The organism is Azospirillum sp. (assembly GCF_035628975.1).
Lineage (GTDB): Bacteria > Pseudomonadota > Alphaproteobacteria > Azospirillales > Azospirillaceae > Azospirillum.
In genome coordinates this window covers 1-13,969 of record NZ_DASPIS010000024.1, presented here as the reverse complement: position 1 = coordinate 13,969, position 13,969 = coordinate 1, and the positions used below count along the sequence as shown (strand labels likewise).

The 13,969-nt window shown below is 66.8% G+C and carries 13 protein-coding genes; 4 read left to right on the top strand and 9 right to left on the bottom strand.

Translation table 11 applies throughout. The features are described from left to right. Window positions 1-914, bottom strand: a 914-nt coding sequence (sucC, locus tag VD964_RS04985) for an ADP-forming succinate--CoA ligase subunit beta (RefSeq protein WP_324866184.1), incomplete at its 3' end; no start/stop codon positions are given. Window positions 915-1,045: 131 nt separating this feature from the next. Next, entirely contained in the window at window positions 1,046-2,014 is a 969-nt protein-coding gene (gene mdh, locus VD964_RS04980; protein WP_149228032.1) for a malate dehydrogenase, read from the bottom strand. A 270-nt stretch (window positions 2,015-2,284) separates the two neighbouring features. Between mdh and VD964_RS04975 the strand changes: the two genes are divergently transcribed. Continuing rightward, on the top strand, window positions 2,285-2,779 hold the full coding sequence (locus VD964_RS04975) for a hypothetical protein (RefSeq protein ID WP_324866181.1): 495 nt from the start codon (window positions 2,285-2,287) through the stop codon (window positions 2,777-2,779). Window positions 2,780-2,943: 164 nt separating this feature from the next. Here VD964_RS04975 and VD964_RS04970 read toward each other — a convergent pair whose 3' ends face one another. From VD964_RS04970 to VD964_RS04955, 4 genes are all read right to left on the bottom strand, one after another. Further along, on the bottom strand, window positions 2,944-4,230 hold the full coding sequence (locus VD964_RS04970; protein ID WP_324866179.1) for a DUF2336 domain-containing protein: 1,287 nt from the start codon (window positions 4,228-4,230) through the stop codon (window positions 2,944-2,946). 119 nt (window positions 4,231-4,349) lie between these two features. After that, window positions 4,350-4,649 carry a CcdB family protein gene (locus VD964_RS04965; RefSeq protein ID WP_324866176.1) on the bottom strand — a complete coding sequence of 100 codons (300 nt, stop codon included), beginning with the start codon at window positions 4,647-4,649 and terminating at the stop codon, window positions 4,350-4,352. 11 nt (window positions 4,650-4,660) lie between these two features. Continuing rightward, window positions 4,661-4,915 (bottom strand): type II toxin-antitoxin system CcdA family antitoxin, encoded by a 255-nt coding sequence (locus tag VD964_RS04960; RefSeq protein WP_324866174.1) that lies wholly within the window; start codon window positions 4,913-4,915, stop codon window positions 4,661-4,663. Window positions 4,916-5,385: 470 nt separating this feature from the next. After that, window positions 5,386-6,954 (bottom strand): lysine--tRNA ligase, encoded by a 1,569-nt coding sequence (locus VD964_RS04955; protein WP_324866172.1) that lies wholly within the window; start codon window positions 6,952-6,954, stop codon window positions 5,386-5,388. Window positions 6,955-7,150: 196 nt separating this feature from the next. On the opposite strand from VD964_RS04955, the gene VD964_RS04950 reads away from it, so the two are divergent. From VD964_RS04950 to VD964_RS04940, 3 genes are read left to right on the top strand one after another with little or no spacing between them, the layout of a single operon-like run. Next, window positions 7,151-7,474: a multidrug efflux SMR transporter gene (locus VD964_RS04950; protein WP_324866170.1), complete on the top strand. Its 324-nt coding sequence runs from the start codon at window positions 7,151-7,153 to the stop codon at window positions 7,472-7,474. Window positions 7,475-7,525: 51 nt separating this feature from the next. Further along, window positions 7,526-7,864 (top strand): metalloregulator ArsR/SmtB family transcription factor, encoded by a 339-nt coding sequence (locus VD964_RS04945; protein ID WP_324866168.1) that lies wholly within the window; start codon window positions 7,526-7,528, stop codon window positions 7,862-7,864. Next, on the top strand, window positions 7,861-8,343 hold the full coding sequence (locus tag VD964_RS04940; RefSeq protein WP_324866166.1) for an SRPBCC family protein: 483 nt from the start codon (window positions 7,861-7,863) through the stop codon (window positions 8,341-8,343). The genes VD964_RS04945 and VD964_RS04940 overlap by 4 nt, the downstream gene beginning before the upstream one ends. A gap of 13 nt (window positions 8,344-8,356) precedes the next feature. On the opposite strand, the gene VD964_RS04935 is transcribed toward VD964_RS04940, so the two are convergent. The 3 genes from VD964_RS04935 to secA all read right to left on the bottom strand — a co-directional run. Next, window positions 8,357-11,083 carry an EAL domain-containing protein gene (locus tag VD964_RS04935; RefSeq protein ID WP_324866164.1) on the bottom strand — a complete coding sequence of 909 codons (2,727 nt, stop codon included), beginning with the start codon at window positions 11,081-11,083 and terminating at the stop codon, window positions 8,357-8,359. A 233-nt stretch (window positions 11,084-11,316) separates the two neighbouring features. Next, window positions 11,317-11,769 (bottom strand): large conductance mechanosensitive channel protein MscL, encoded by a 453-nt coding sequence (gene mscL, locus VD964_RS04930; protein ID WP_324866162.1) that lies wholly within the window; start codon window positions 11,767-11,769, stop codon window positions 11,317-11,319. A gap of 216 nt (window positions 11,770-11,985) precedes the next feature. After that, a partial coding sequence (secA, locus tag VD964_RS04925; protein WP_324866160.1) for a preprotein translocase subunit SecA occupies window positions 11,986-13,969 on the bottom strand: 1,984 nt, incomplete at its 5' end.

Below are 13,969 nucleotides of genomic sequence, written 5' to 3'. Positions count from 1 at the left end.
TCCTTCGTGGCGCCGCCGCCGACGTCGAGGAAGTTGGCCGGCTCGCCGCCATACAGCTTGATGATGTCCATGGTGGCCATCGCCAGGCCGGCGCCGTTCACCATGCAGCCGATGTTGCCGTCGAGCTTGACGTAGTTGAGGCTGTGCTTGGCCGCCTCGATCTCCGCCGGATCCTCTTCGGCCTCGTCGCGCAGCTCTTCCACGTCCTTGTGGCGGAACAGCGCGTTGTCGTCGAAGTTCATCTTGGCGTCGAGCGCCAGGATGTCGCCCGACCCGGTGACGATCAGCGGGTTGATTTCGACGATGGCGCAGTCCAGGTCCACGAAGGCCTGATAGGCGGCCTGGATGAACTTGGCGGCGGCACCGACCTGCTTGCCTTCCAGGCCCAGTGCGAAGGCGACCTTGCGGGTGTGGTAGCCCTGGATGCCGGTGGCCGGGTCGACGGCGACCTTGACGATCTTCTCCGGCGTGTTGTGGGCGACCTCTTCGATCTCCATACCGCCTTCGGTCGAGGCCATGATCGTCACGCGACCGGTGGCGCGATCGATCAGCATGCCGAGATACAGCTCGCGCTTGATGTCGGCGCCTTCCTCGATATAGAGGCGCTTGACCTCACGGCCTTCCGCGCCGGTCTGCTTGGTCACGAGGACGTGGTTCAGCATCTCGGCGGCGTTCTTGCCGACGTCCTCGATCGACTTGACGACGCGGACGCCGCCCTTGCCCTCGGGGTTGTCCTTGAAGCGCCCGGCGCCGCGGCCGCCGGCATGGATCTGGGACTTCACCACCCAGACCGGACCGCCGAGCTCGCGGGCGACCGTCTCGGCCTCCTGCGGGGTGTAGGCAACGCCGCCGCGGGGGACCGCGACGCCGTACTTCTTCAGCAGGCTTTTCGCCTGGTACTCATGGATGTTCATCGGGCGTCCATCTGTTTTTTGGTTCGGCTGACGAGAACGGGTCGACTGAAGGACAAGACGGGCGCACCACCGGCGCCGTCCCGACCCGGAAAATGGGCCGGGAGGGCGCCGGAGAACGCGCAGTCCGTTCTTTAGGAAGCGGACTTCTCGGCGTCCAGCTTCTTCACGACGTCGACCAGCGTCTTCACCGCGTCGACGGAGTTCTGGAACATCGCCTTCTCTTCGTCGTTCAGCTCGATCTCGATGATCTTCTCGACGCCGCCGGCGCCGATGATCGTCGGGACGCCGACGTAGAGGTCGTCCTGGCCGTACTGGCCGCTCAGGTGGGCGGCGACCGGCAGGACGCGCTTCTGGTCCTTCAGGTAGGACTCGGCCATCTGGATGGCGGAAGCGGCCGGGGCGTAGAAGGCCGAACCGGTCTTCAGCAGCTTGACGATCTCGGCGCCGCCGTCACGGGTGCGCTGAACGATGGCGTCCAGCTTCTCCTGCGTGGTCCAGCCCATCTTGACCAGATCGGGCAGCGGGATGCCGGCGACGGTGGAGTAGCGCACCAGCGGGACCATGGTGTCGCCGTGGCCGCCCAGCACGAAGGCGGTGACGTCCTCGACCGAAACGTTGAACTCTTCGGCCAGGAAGTAGCGGAAGCGGGCCGAGTCGAGCACGCCGGCCATGCCGACCACGCGCTCCGGCGGCAGGCCGGAGGCCTGCTGCAGCACCCACACCATCACGTCGAGCGGGTTGGTGATGACGATGACGAAGGCGTTCGGAGCGTATTTGCCGATGGCCTCGCCGACGGTCTTGCAGACGCCGCTGTTGATGCCAATCAGGTCGTCGCGGCTCATGCCCGGCTTGCGCGGGATGCCGGCGGTGACGATCACGACGTCGGCACCCTCGATGATCGAGTAGTCGTTGCCGCCGGTCAGGCTGGCGTTGAAGCCCTCGACCGGGGAGGTTTCGGCGAGATCCAGCGCCTTGCCGGCCGGCATGCCTTCGGCGATGTCGAACAGGACGACGTCGCCCAGTTCCTTCTGAGCAGCGAGCAGAGCCAGCGTGCCGCCAATCTGGCCGGCACCGACGAGCGCAATCTTCTTGCGAGCCATGGAGCGTTCCCTAAAACGTTTGAGCGTCCCCCATTCAGCGGGAGACTAGAACCGTTGGTCATTCTAACGTCTTAGGGATCCAGCGCCCCGAGATTTCGGAAGCGTAGGTAGCGCGTTTTGTCGCGGAGGGCAAGCATCACCGCAAGCGGGGCATTGCAGCTTTGCGTCGCACCCCCGATGATCCTTTCCAACGGCCGGAGCGTTCGGCTTTATACGTATGGTTCGCGTCCGGTCCTTACCTTGTTCGAATATGGTCGAAGGAGAGCGCTTATGGCCAAGCTCGTGGCCCGTTTCATTCCCGGTCTGACCATGTCGCTGGCGCTCGCCGCCGGCCTCGCCACTGTCTCGGCCGCCGGCGGCGCCCAGGCGCAGACGGTCGGCGATTATGGTGCCGCCATCGCCGCCGCCCCGATCACCGACGCGGCGGCGGAAACCAGCGTCGCCTATTGCCAGCCGCTGACCAACTACGTCTACACCTCGATCCCCGCCGACCAGCGGTCCAACTGGGTGCTGCCGCTGGTGGCGCTCGACGGCTCGCAGTCGGCCGAGATGGCTGCCAAGCGCGAAGCCTGCCTGAAAGTCCGCCAGCAGGCGCTGATCGCCTTCGACGCCGGCACCGGCGAGCAGATCGTCACCCCGGCCGAGGCGATGGAAGGACCGACCGACCGCGGCCCCTATTACAAGGAGGTCTCGCCCGACACCCCGGTCCCGCAGACCGGCCGCGCCACGCCGCGCCAGCCGATGCCGCGCGGGGGCGTGCAGTAAGGGATTGGGGAGTGTTGAGGGTGCTCGGCGATGCCCCCTCCCTCCCGCTCTCGCGAGCGGGTCCCTCCCTCCCCCGCCTTCGGCGGTAGAGGGGGAGTTTGCAATGCTGCGGCAGTCCCCTCTCCCTCGAAGAGGGGGAGGGCTAGGGAGGGGGCATAACGCCCCTACGGCCCGATGCCGTAGCGTTCCAGGTGCCGGGCCATCTCGGCGGTGGACAGCGGGAAGCCGCTGCCCTGCCGAGCGTTCAGCATGGCGCGCGGGTGGATGCCGGCGGCGCGGGCCTGGATCTGCATGGCGCAGCGCATCGACAGGCCGGCACGCCAGACCAGCGCCGTCACCGCCTGCGGATCGTGGGAGTCCAGGATCAGCTCCACGACCTCCGGCGCCACGCGGGCGCGGAGAGTCAGTGCCGCCTGAACGAATCCTGCCTCGTTCCACGACATCGCGTCACCCAGAGCGGTTTCGTCCAGCTTGCCCAACCGGTGCAGGCGGACGGCGCGGCGTTCCGGCGGCTCGGAGGCTTCCGGGGCTTCGGCCCAGTCGATGCGGCGGCGGGTGGCGGCGGCGATCTCCGCCACCGTGGCGTCGTCGAAGTCGGGACGCCGCCGCAAATGCTCCACCACCGCCAAATCGACGAAATCCGCCAGCCGCAGCGCCAGCCGACGGGGCAGGGCGGGGCGGCGGGCCAGCTTCTCCCGCCAGTCGGGATGGTGCGCGGACTGCTCCACCAGCGATTCCAGCGTCGGTTCGGCGATCACCGCCCCGCTGTTGTCCAGCAGGATGCCGGTCGCCTCGGCATGGCCGCTGCCGGCGATGGCGTCGGACAGGGCGGTACCGATGCTGTGGCGCCGCGCAATGGCGGACAATGCCCAACCGGCAGGGGCGGCGGCGACGATGTCCAGCAGATCCTCGTCGCTGAGCGCGGCGCAGCAGCGCAGAACCGGCTCGGCCACCGATTGCTCGACGTCGCGTGCCAGCGTCGCCACCACCGACGGGGGCGCGCAGGCGATGTCCTTGATCGCTGTCGCCAGCGCCTCGCGCACGCGGACGATGTGGTCGCGGGCCAGCTGTTCCAGTGCACGCACGGCGACGGTGCTGACGGTGTCGGCCCCGCCCGGCGGCAGGTCGGGCAACAGGCGGCAGAGCTTGCGCGCCAGCGTGGAGCGAACGTCGGCATCGCCCATGCCCGCCAGCCGCGACTCGACCAGCACGTCGCCGACCTGACGGGCGACGCCGCGGCCGGGCTGTGCGGGAAGGGGGGCGGAAGGGGGCGTGCCGTCCTGCGACTCGGCGAACAGATAGTCCATCAGCTCGGGCGCGACTCCGCCATCCGTCTCCGGCGGGAGAGCGGGGGAGGAGCGGGATGGGGAGCGCCGGGCTGTCACCGGACCATGGACCTTCGGGTTGCGCCGCCGCTCAGGCGAGGCGAGGGCGGTGGTGGGAGCATCCACCCTATCGAAGCGCCGCCCTGGTTAACGGGTCCCTAATACGGCTACGGCCGAGCCCGTGACATCCTGCGCTATTATCCGCGCGGGGTGCTTTGGGTGTCGCGCAGTGCTTGCGGGGGTAGTCAGCAACCGCAGATCAGCATGTCGAGCGCAGCGGTGATTGCGGTGTCATGGGCAATCAGGGAGCAGACCGGCTGCCCGAGTTCGGATAAGGGAACGACGCCGGAGAACTGGGTTACCATCACAACGGTCTCGCCCCCGATGTCGAATGTCGGGTTCAGCCTGCGTGCAGGCTGTGGAGCAGCGGACTGGGGGAGCAGCGGCGCCACAAACCGCGTGTTCAGGCCGCTCAGGATGTCGGCTTGCAGTTCCAGCAGGTAGCCGGGACCGTCCTGCCGCCGGTGGACATCGAACTTTGCCATCGGTTCGGCGATCAGTAGGGGCGATGCTTGGCCAGCGGAAGTCCGTGGGCGTCCACATAGGCGTTCGACGACTGGATCGCTGCGCGGTTTTCTTCGAGCCACCGTTGCGCCTCGGTGTTCGAAATCTGCAATTCCAGACCGCGCTCGCAGGCTCTGGAGACATCGACACCCAGTGCTTCGGCCCGATCCAACAGATCAGCCCGCAGCGACAGGTTCGTTGGACGCCTGGTGGTGCCAGGCACCATGTGCGGACGTGCCGTTGGCATCGGAAGCTCCGTCGGAAGATGCGCAGCCAGTATGCGCCGATCCACGCATTCTTCAAGTAAGGGTGGCTCGAGGGAGGCTTGCTTCAAGAAGGCTGGCCGTCCGCAGCCGCCGTCCTCCCGGCGAAGAGCAAAAAAAGGGCCGCAGCCCATGCGGGCGCGGCCTTTAGTCTAGGGAGGAAACGCACTGCAAAATGCAGTAACGGGGCGGAGTGTACGGCCACGGCCGTGTTAGCGGTACCACGGTTTTCGAATTGGTGCGGTGCGACATCCGCATAGCGCGGTATGGAATAGGGCTTGGATTGCCCAGCGGATGGGCAAGAATGCAGCGTTCTGCCCATTTCATCGGCATATCGGGAGTCGCAGGTCAGACGAACGATCAAATTCGAAAACGATAACATTCGCAATAGTTCGTAAACGAAAAGGGGGGCGCCTTTCGACGCCCCACTTTCATCCGAATGGAAAGGACGGGATCAGGCCGCCAGCTTCTCGCGGATCAGCGCCTTGGTCTCGTCGATGCCGTAGAGCTGGATGAAGGAGCCCATGCGCGGACCGGTGGTCTGGCCCAGCAGCACCTCGTACAGCGCCTGGAACCACGCCCGCAGTTCGGTGAAGCCGTGGGTCTTGCCGACCTCGAACACCTCGTTCTGGATGGTGTCGGCGCGAGCGTCGGCCGGCAGGCTGTCCAGCTTGGCCAGCAGATCCTGCAGGGCGGCGCGTTCCGCATCGGTGGGCGCGCGGAACTGCTTGGTCGGCTTCACCTGATCCTGGTAGTAGCGCACGGCGTAGCCGACCATGCTGTCCAGGAAGGGGCTGTTCTCGGGCGTGGCGTCCGGCGCGTAGCGGCGGATGAAGCCCCACATGGTGTCCTTGGTCTCGGCATTCGCCGCACCCGCCAGATTGAGCAGCAGGTTGAAGGATACGTCGGAGCGCACCGCCGGCGGCTTGCCGTTGTGGATGTGCCAAGCCGGGTTCTCCAGCTTCTTCGCCGGCTCCTCGCCATGCACCTTGTCGACGAAGGTCAGGTACTCGTCGACGGCGCGCGGGATGACGTCGAAATACAGGCGCTTGGCCGATTTCGGCTTCTGGAACATGTAGAGGGCGAGGCTTTCCTGCGGCGCGTAGGCCAGCCATTCCTCCATCGTCAGGCCGTTGCCCTTCGACTTGGAGATCTTCTGGCCCTTGTCGTCGAGGAACAGCTCGTAATTGAAGCCTTCCGGCGGGGTGCCGCCGAGGATTTTGCAGATCTTGCCGGCGAGGTCGGCCGACGGGATCAGATCCTTGCCGTACATCTCATAATCGACGCCCAGGCCGAACCAGCGCATGCCCCAGTCGGGCTTCCACTGCAGCTTCACATGGCCGCCGGTGACCGGCAGCTCCACCTTCTTGCCGTCCTCGTCCTCGAAGACGATGGTGCCGGCATCGACGTTGCGCTCCAGCATCGGAACCTGCAGGACGCGGCCGGTGGAGGGCGAGACCGGCAGGAAAGGGCTGTAGGTCGCCTGACGCTCGGCGCCGAGGGTGGGCAGCATCACCGCCATCACCTCGTCGTAATGGCGCAGGATGCCGAGCAGCGCCTCGTCGAAGCGGCCGGACTTGTACCAGTCGGTGGAGGACTGGAACTCGTACTCGAAGCCGAAGCTGTCGAGGAACGCGCGCAGCCGGGCGTTGTTGTGGGCGCCGAAGCTGTCATGGGTGCCGAAGGGATCGGGCACCTGGGTCAGCGGCTTGCCCAGGTTGGCCGCCACCATCTCCTTGTTGGGGATGTTGTCGGGGACCTTGCGCAGGCCGTCCATGTCGTCCGAGAAGCAGAACAGCCTGGTCGGAATGTCGCTCATGGTCTGGAAGGCGTGGCGCACCATGCTGGTGCGCGCCACCTCGCCGAAGGTGCCGAGATGCGGCAGGCCCGACGGACCATAGCCGGTCTCGAACAGGACATAGCCTTTGGCGGGCGGCGCTTTCGCGAAGCGCGCGACCAGTTTGCGCGCCTCCTCGAACGGCCATGCCTTCGCCTGCAACGCCAGATCCCGTTCGCCGGTCATCGTCGGACCCTTTCGAAACCAGATAGATAAAGTCAAGGAATGAGGGCAAAGACCCTAGGGCCCGCCGGGCGTGGCGTCAACCTTGGGTGTCTGGCGTGGGGCTTGTTCGGCCGCTCTTGCGGCGCTCCTTCGCCCGGTCCATCCTGCGCGCCGCCCGCGGGATCGGCTTCGCGGGGCTGGGCGGGATTTGACGGCGATGAGTTGGTTGTATCTGGCGGTCGCGATCCTGTTCGAGATCGTCGGCACCTCCGCGATGAAGATGTCTGACGGGATGACGCGGCTCGGCCCGGCGGCCGTGGTGGTGCTGTGCTATGGCGTTGCCTTCGTGCTGCTGGCAAAGGCGCTGCGCACCATCGAGGTCGGCATCGCCTACGCCATCTGGTCGGCGGCGGGAACCGCGGCCATCGCCGCCATCGGTGTATTCGTGTTCGGGGAATCGCTGACGGTGATGAAGGTGGTGGGCATCGCCCTGATCGTCGCCGGGGTGATCAGCCTGCATGTGGCGAGTGGGGCAGCCTGATCACAATAGTTAGGCGTTGACCTAAGTATTTGTTGCCGGTAGGGTGCCGTCATGGATGTGGCACTCGACATGACTTTTCGCGCGCTGGCAGACCCCACGCGCAGGGCGGTGATTCAGGCGCTTGGGCGCGGGCCGGCGTCGGTCAGCGATCTTGCGAGACCTTTCGAGATGGCTCTGCCGAGCTTTCTTCAGCATCTGAAGATGCTGGAGGACAGCGGACTCGTCGAAACGCGGAAGGTCGGTCGGGTGCGCACCTGCACGCTGAAGCCGGAGGCGCTGGCGGCGGCGGAAAGCTGGCTTGAAACCCAGCGGAACCTCTGGACCAAGCGGCTCGACCAACTGGACAGCCTGGTGCTGGACCTGAACGAACGGGAGGAAGAGACCCCATGACCGCTTACACCGCAGCGTCTTTCAATCCGCAGCTCGACCTTGAACTGAAGCGTGAGGTCGCGGTTCCGCCGAAGCTCGTCTGGCGGGCCTGGACCGAGCCGGAGCTTCTGATGAAGTGGTTCACGCCGGCCCCCTGGCGGACCACCGCCTGTGAGATCGACCTGCGGCCCGGCGGCAAGTTCCGCACGGTGATGGAGGGGCCGAACGGCGAAAGGAACGACAGCACCGGTTGCTTCCTGGCGGTGGAGCCGGAGAGGCTTCTTGTCTTCACCGACGCGCTGGGGCCGGGGTTCCGTCCCACCGGCGGCGGATTCATGACCGCATCGGTCACCATAGAGCCGACGGCCGGCGGCACGCTCTATACCGCCATCGCCTTCCACAAGGACGAAGCGGCAAAGACGCAGCATGAGGAGATGGGCTTCCACCAGGGGTGGGGGACCGCGCTCGACCAGCTTGTCGCGCTGGTGAAGGGACAGTAAGGGAACTGCCGGTTCAGACCCCGACCTTGAACGGGTTCACCTGCCGGGCGGCGCGTTCCACCGCGTCGGCCGGGCCGGGGCGGCCGAGGAAATAGCCCTGGGCGACGTCGCAGTCCATCTGACGCAGGGCTTCCAGCGTTTCGGCATCCTCCACGCCCTCCGCCACGGCGGTCAGGTTCAGGCCGTGGGCCATCTGGATGACGGCGGCGGTGATCTTGGCGCTGTCGTGGCTGCGGGTGAGGTCGGCGACGAAACTGCGGTCGATCTTCAACTTGTCCACCGCCAGGCGGCCGATATAGGACAGGTTGGAATAGCCGGTGCCGAAATCGTCGATCGACACCTGCACACCCATCGCCTTGATCCGGCGCAGATTGTCCATCACCAGATCGGTGTTCTGGATCAGCATCGATTCGGTCAGCTCCAGTTCCAGCAGCAGCGGGTCCAGCCCGCTGTCTGCCAGCGCCCCGGTGACGGTGCGGACGAGATCGCTGCGCTGGAGCTGCAGGGCCGACAGGTTGACCGCGACCGACAGCGACAGGCCGCGGGCCTGCCATGCCGCCGCCTGACGGCAGGCCTCCGCCAGAACCCAGGCGCCGATGGGAACGATCAGGCCGCTGTCCTCGGCGATCGGGATGAAGGCGCCGGGCGGGATCATGCCCTTGTCGGGATGGTTCCAGCGCACGAGCGCCTCGGCGCCGACGACGGCACCGGTCTCCAGGCTGACCTGGGGCTGGTAGTGGACCAGGAACTCCCCCCGTTCCAGCGCGCGGCGCAGGCCGCTGCGGGTGGACAGGTGGGCGACCGCTTCGGCGTTCATCGCCTCGGCATAGAAGCGGTGGGTGTCGCGGCCGGCGGCCTTGGCGTGGTGCAGGGCGGTGTCGGCGTTCTTCAGCAGGGTGGCGAAGTGCTTGCCGTCGGCCGGCGCCAGCGCCACGCCGGAGGACAGGGTGACGGTCAGCTCGTGCCCGTCGATCTGGAAGGGAGCCGCCATCGCCTCGTGCAGGGAGGCGACCGTTTCGACCACCGCGTCGCCGTCGGGCAGGCCGGACAGCAGCAGGATGAACTCGTCGCCGCCGCTGCGGCTGACGGTGTCGGTATCGCGCACCGCGGCCTTCAGCCGTTCCGCCGTCGCGCGCAGCAGGGCGTCGCCCACGGCGTGGCCGAGGCTGTCGTTCACCGTCTTGAAGCGGTCGAGCCCGCAGGCGACCAGGGCCACCAGCCGGCCGCTGCGTTCCGCCCGCGCCAGGGCCTGTTCGGTGCGGTCCTGCAGCAGCAGCCGGTTGGGCAGCAGGGTCAGCACGTCGTGGCGCGCCAGATACTCCACCCGTTCCTGCGCCGCCTTGCGCTCGGTGATGTCGCGCACGACGACCAGCAGGCGGCGGTCGTTGCCGTCCACGGTGGCGCGCCGCATGCTGACCTCCACCCAGAACAGGGTGCCGTCCAGCCGGCGGGCATGCCATTCGAAAAGCTGCGGCTCGCCGCCGGACGTTTTGCGGATCCAGGCCCCCGCCTCGTCCCGCGTGTAGGGTGGCACGCCGGAGCTGAGCATCCCGACATGGATGTCCGTCAGCGGCGTGTCGCCAATGCGGTACATCTCCGCCATCCGGCGGTTGACCTCCAGGATGGCGCCGCTGTCGAGGTCGTGGATGAAGATGGCGTCGGTGACGCTGTCGAAGATGGTGCGGACGCGCTCCTCGCTGGCGGTCAGGGCGGCGACCGCGGTGCGCAGGCTCTCCGTCTTGTTTTCCACCTGCCGGCGCAGCAGCAGCACCCAGACCAGCGCGCCGATGCCCAGCACCGCGACCCCAGCCAGCAGCTTGAGCAGCAGGTCGATCAGTCCGGGGCTTACCCCGCCCAGGCTGCGGCCGATCCAACGCTGCTCGATCGCCTTGCGCTCCTCCGGTGTGATGCGGGCGAAGCCTTCGGAGATCAGGCGGTGGAGCGCCGCCTCGCCCTTGCGGACCGCCCAGTGCAGTTCGCCGGTGTAGAGCGGGTCGGTGTAGCGGAAGCGTCCCTGCACCCCGCGCTTGGTCAAGTAATAGGTGGCCGACGGGTCGTCCATGCAGAAGACCCGCGTCTCCTGCCGGGCGGCGGCGTCAACCATCTTCTCGAAGCCGGGGAAACGCTGGAACGCGGTGATGCCCTGGTCGGTCAGCCATTCGGCGCAGAAATCGCCGTCCTTGACCCCGACGGTGAAGGCGCGCAGCGAGTCCACCCCGATGATCCCGCTGAGGTCGCTGCTGAACCAGATCGGCACGTCGACGCGGGCGTAGGGGGTGGAGAAGTCGTAGCGCGCATCGCGCGCGCCGTTGCGGAAGATGGTCTCGATCACGTCGGCGGCACCGGTGTCGACCGCGTGGCGTGCCAGAATCCAGTCGCTCGGCATCATCCGCACTGCGACGCCGGTCCGCTGCGACCACAGCGCCCACAGGTCCTTCACGATCCCGACATGGGTGCCGTCGGCGTTGCGGAAGCTGTAAGGCGGATAATTGTCATCCAGCGCCACCCGGACCTCGGCCGGCCGCGGTCCCGCCTCGGGCGCCGGCCCGGCAGGCGGTGGCGAGTTGATCGCCACGGCCGGGCCGCCGACCAGCATCGGCAGCAGCAGGACGGCAAGCAGGCGCAGGGCGACCAGCCCGCCGGCAAGACACCGGCCCCCCAGGCGCCCCCCTGGGTGCCGGCTCCCGAAGGGCCGGCCCGCAGATCGTCCATGACGGGCGGTCCGCGGATCGAGGCTCATCCTCTGGTTCCGGTGCGGATGGCGGGCGGGACGCGGTGGACGGACATTGACATCGCTCTGGCCGGGGGCTTTTGCCGGGGGGCGCATGGCGATGGCGGGACCGGGCGCCGTCATCCGGTGGCCACCGCCCCGCTCTCGCCATCTCGCCGGAGAGGGTAGCCCGTTCGCCCGGCCTCGGCAACGGGGGGTTCTCCTTAACCCGTGACAAATACCCGTTTCGAGGGAAGGTGCCGTCAGGAGGAGCGGTCGGACGACGAAGCTGCGGTAGAGACACCTTTGGACTGGGCGCGCAGGGCGTCGCGGATTTCCTCCAGAAGTTGTTCCTGCCGCGGCGGCGTCTTCGGCACTTCCTTGTGCAGGATGTGCAGCCGGTTGACCTGCCGAACGATCATGAAGAGGGCGCCCGACACGATCAGGAAATTGATGCAGGCGTTGATGAAACGGCCGTAGTTGACGGTGGCGACGCCAGCCGCCTCGGCCGCCTGCAGGGAGTCGTAATGGCCGCCCGACAGGCTGAAGAAATAGTTCGAGAAATCGATCCCGCCCATGATCCAGCCGATCGGCGGCATCAGGATGTCCTTGACCAGGGAATTGACGATTCCCGTAAAGGCCGCACCGATGATGATGCCGACCGCCAGTTCCACGACATTGCCGCGGCTGATGAATTTCTTGAACTCTTCCAACATGGCGTCCCGTTTCCTCGTGGTCACGGAGGGGAAACGGGGTGGGGAGGGGTTGGTTTCAATGGGAGACTTTTGCCCCCTCCGTAACCCTCCCCCGCTAATGCGGGAGAGGGAACTGCCGCTGTACGCCAATCTTCCCTCTCCCGCAAAGCGGGGGAGGGAGGGACCCGCTCGCCAGAGCGGGAGGGAGGGGGCGCAGTAACCCCCACCGGTCGCCCCTTACGCCATGCGCCCGTGGCAGTGCTTGAACTTCTTGCCGGAGCCGCAGGGGCAGGCGGCGTTGCGCGGTGTGTTTTCCATCACGTCCGCCGGCAGGGGCTGGTCCTCCGGCGTGCCGGCGAGCGACGAGGCGCGGACCATGCCGTCGGGCAGGGCGTCGCCGTCACCCGCCCCTATGGCGGCCATCGCCAGCGCCGGATCGGTGCGGCCCTCGTGCATCTCCTGCATCTGGCGGGCGAACAGCTCCTCCTGCGAGGGGGCCATGCGGATTTCGACATGCATCAGGATGGTGGTGACCTGCTCGCGCAGCGCCATCAGCATGGTGTCGAACAGCTCGAAGGCCTCGCGTTTGTATTCGTTCAGCGGATCCTTCTGGGCATAGGCGCGCAGGTTGATGCCCTGGCGCAGGTGGTCGAGCTGAAGGAGATGGTCCTTCCATTCCTGGTCCAGGATCTGGAGCAGGATGCTCTTTTCCACATGCCGCATCGTCTCGGCGCCGTAGGTCTCCTCCTTCTCCGCATATTTGCGGTCGGCGGCCTCGCGCACGCGCTCCTCGATCTCCGGCTCGGCGATGCCCTCTTCCTTGGCCCACTCCTGGACCGGCAGATCCATGCCCAGCACGCGGTTGACCGCCTCGTGCAGGCCGTCGATGTCCCACTGCTCGGAGTAGCTGTTGGCCGGAATGGCGGTCGACACCATGTTGGCGATGATCTGGTGGCGCATCTCGCGGATTTCCTCCGCGATGTCCTCGCTCTCCATCACCTCGTGGCGCTGTTCATAGACGACCTTGCGCTGGTCGTTCATGACGTTGTCGAACTTCAGCAGGTTCTTGCGGACCTCGAAGTGATGCGCCTCGACCTTCTGCTGCGCCTTTTCCAGAGCCTTGTTGATCCAGGGATGGATGATCGCCTCGCCTTCCTTCAGGCCGAGACGCTGCAGCATGCTGTCCATCCGCTCCGACCCGAAGATCCGCATCAGGTCGTCTTCCAGCGACAGGAAGAACTTGGAGGTGCCGGGATCGCCCTGGCGGCCGGAACGGCCGCGCAACTGGTTGTCGATGCGGCGGCTTTCGTGACGCTCGGTGCCGACGACATAGAGGCCGCCGGCCTGCTTCACCGTCTCGCGCGCCTCGGCGATCTCGGCCTCGATCTGCTTGATGCGGGCCTCACGCTCCGGACCCTCGGGCACGTCGGCCAGTTCGACCTCGATCCGCATCTGGAGGTTGCCGCCCAGCTGGATGTCGGTGCCGCGGCCGGCCATGTTGGTGGCGACGGTCACCGCCCCGGCGCGGCCGGCCTGGGCCACGATGTAGGCTTCCTGTTCGTGGTGGCGGGCGTTCAGGACGTTGTGCGGGATGCCGCGCTTGGTCAGCAGCTCCGCCAGCAGCTCCGACTTCTCGATCGAGGTGGTGCCGACCAGCACCGGCTGGCCGCGCTTGCGCGCGTCCTCGATCAGGTCGATCATCGCGTGGTACTTCTCGGTCGCGGTGCGATAGACCTCGTCGTCGTGGTCGATGCGCTTGACCGGGACGTTGGTCGGGATGTCGACCACTTCGAGCCCGTAGATCTCGCCGAACTCCGCCGCCTCGGTCAGCGCGGTGCCGGTCATGCCGGCCAGCTTCGGATAGATGCGGAAATAGTTCTGGAAGGTGATGGAGGCCAGCGTCTGGTTCTCGCGCTGGATCGTCACCTTCTCCTTGGCTTCCAGCGCCTGGTGCAGGCCTTCGGAGAAGCGGCGGCCTTCCATCATGCGGCCGGTGAACTCGTCGATGATGACGACCTTGTCGTCCTTGACGATGTAGTCCTTGTCGCGCTGGAACAGCATATGGGCGCGCAGCGCCTGCTGCGAATGGTGGACCAGCGCCACGTTCTGGATGTCGTAGAGCCCGCCCGACTTCAGCAGCCCGGCCTGGCCCAGCAGCTGCTCCATATGCTCCTGGCCGGCTTCGGTGAAGCTGACGGTGCGGTGCTTCTCGTCCTTCTCG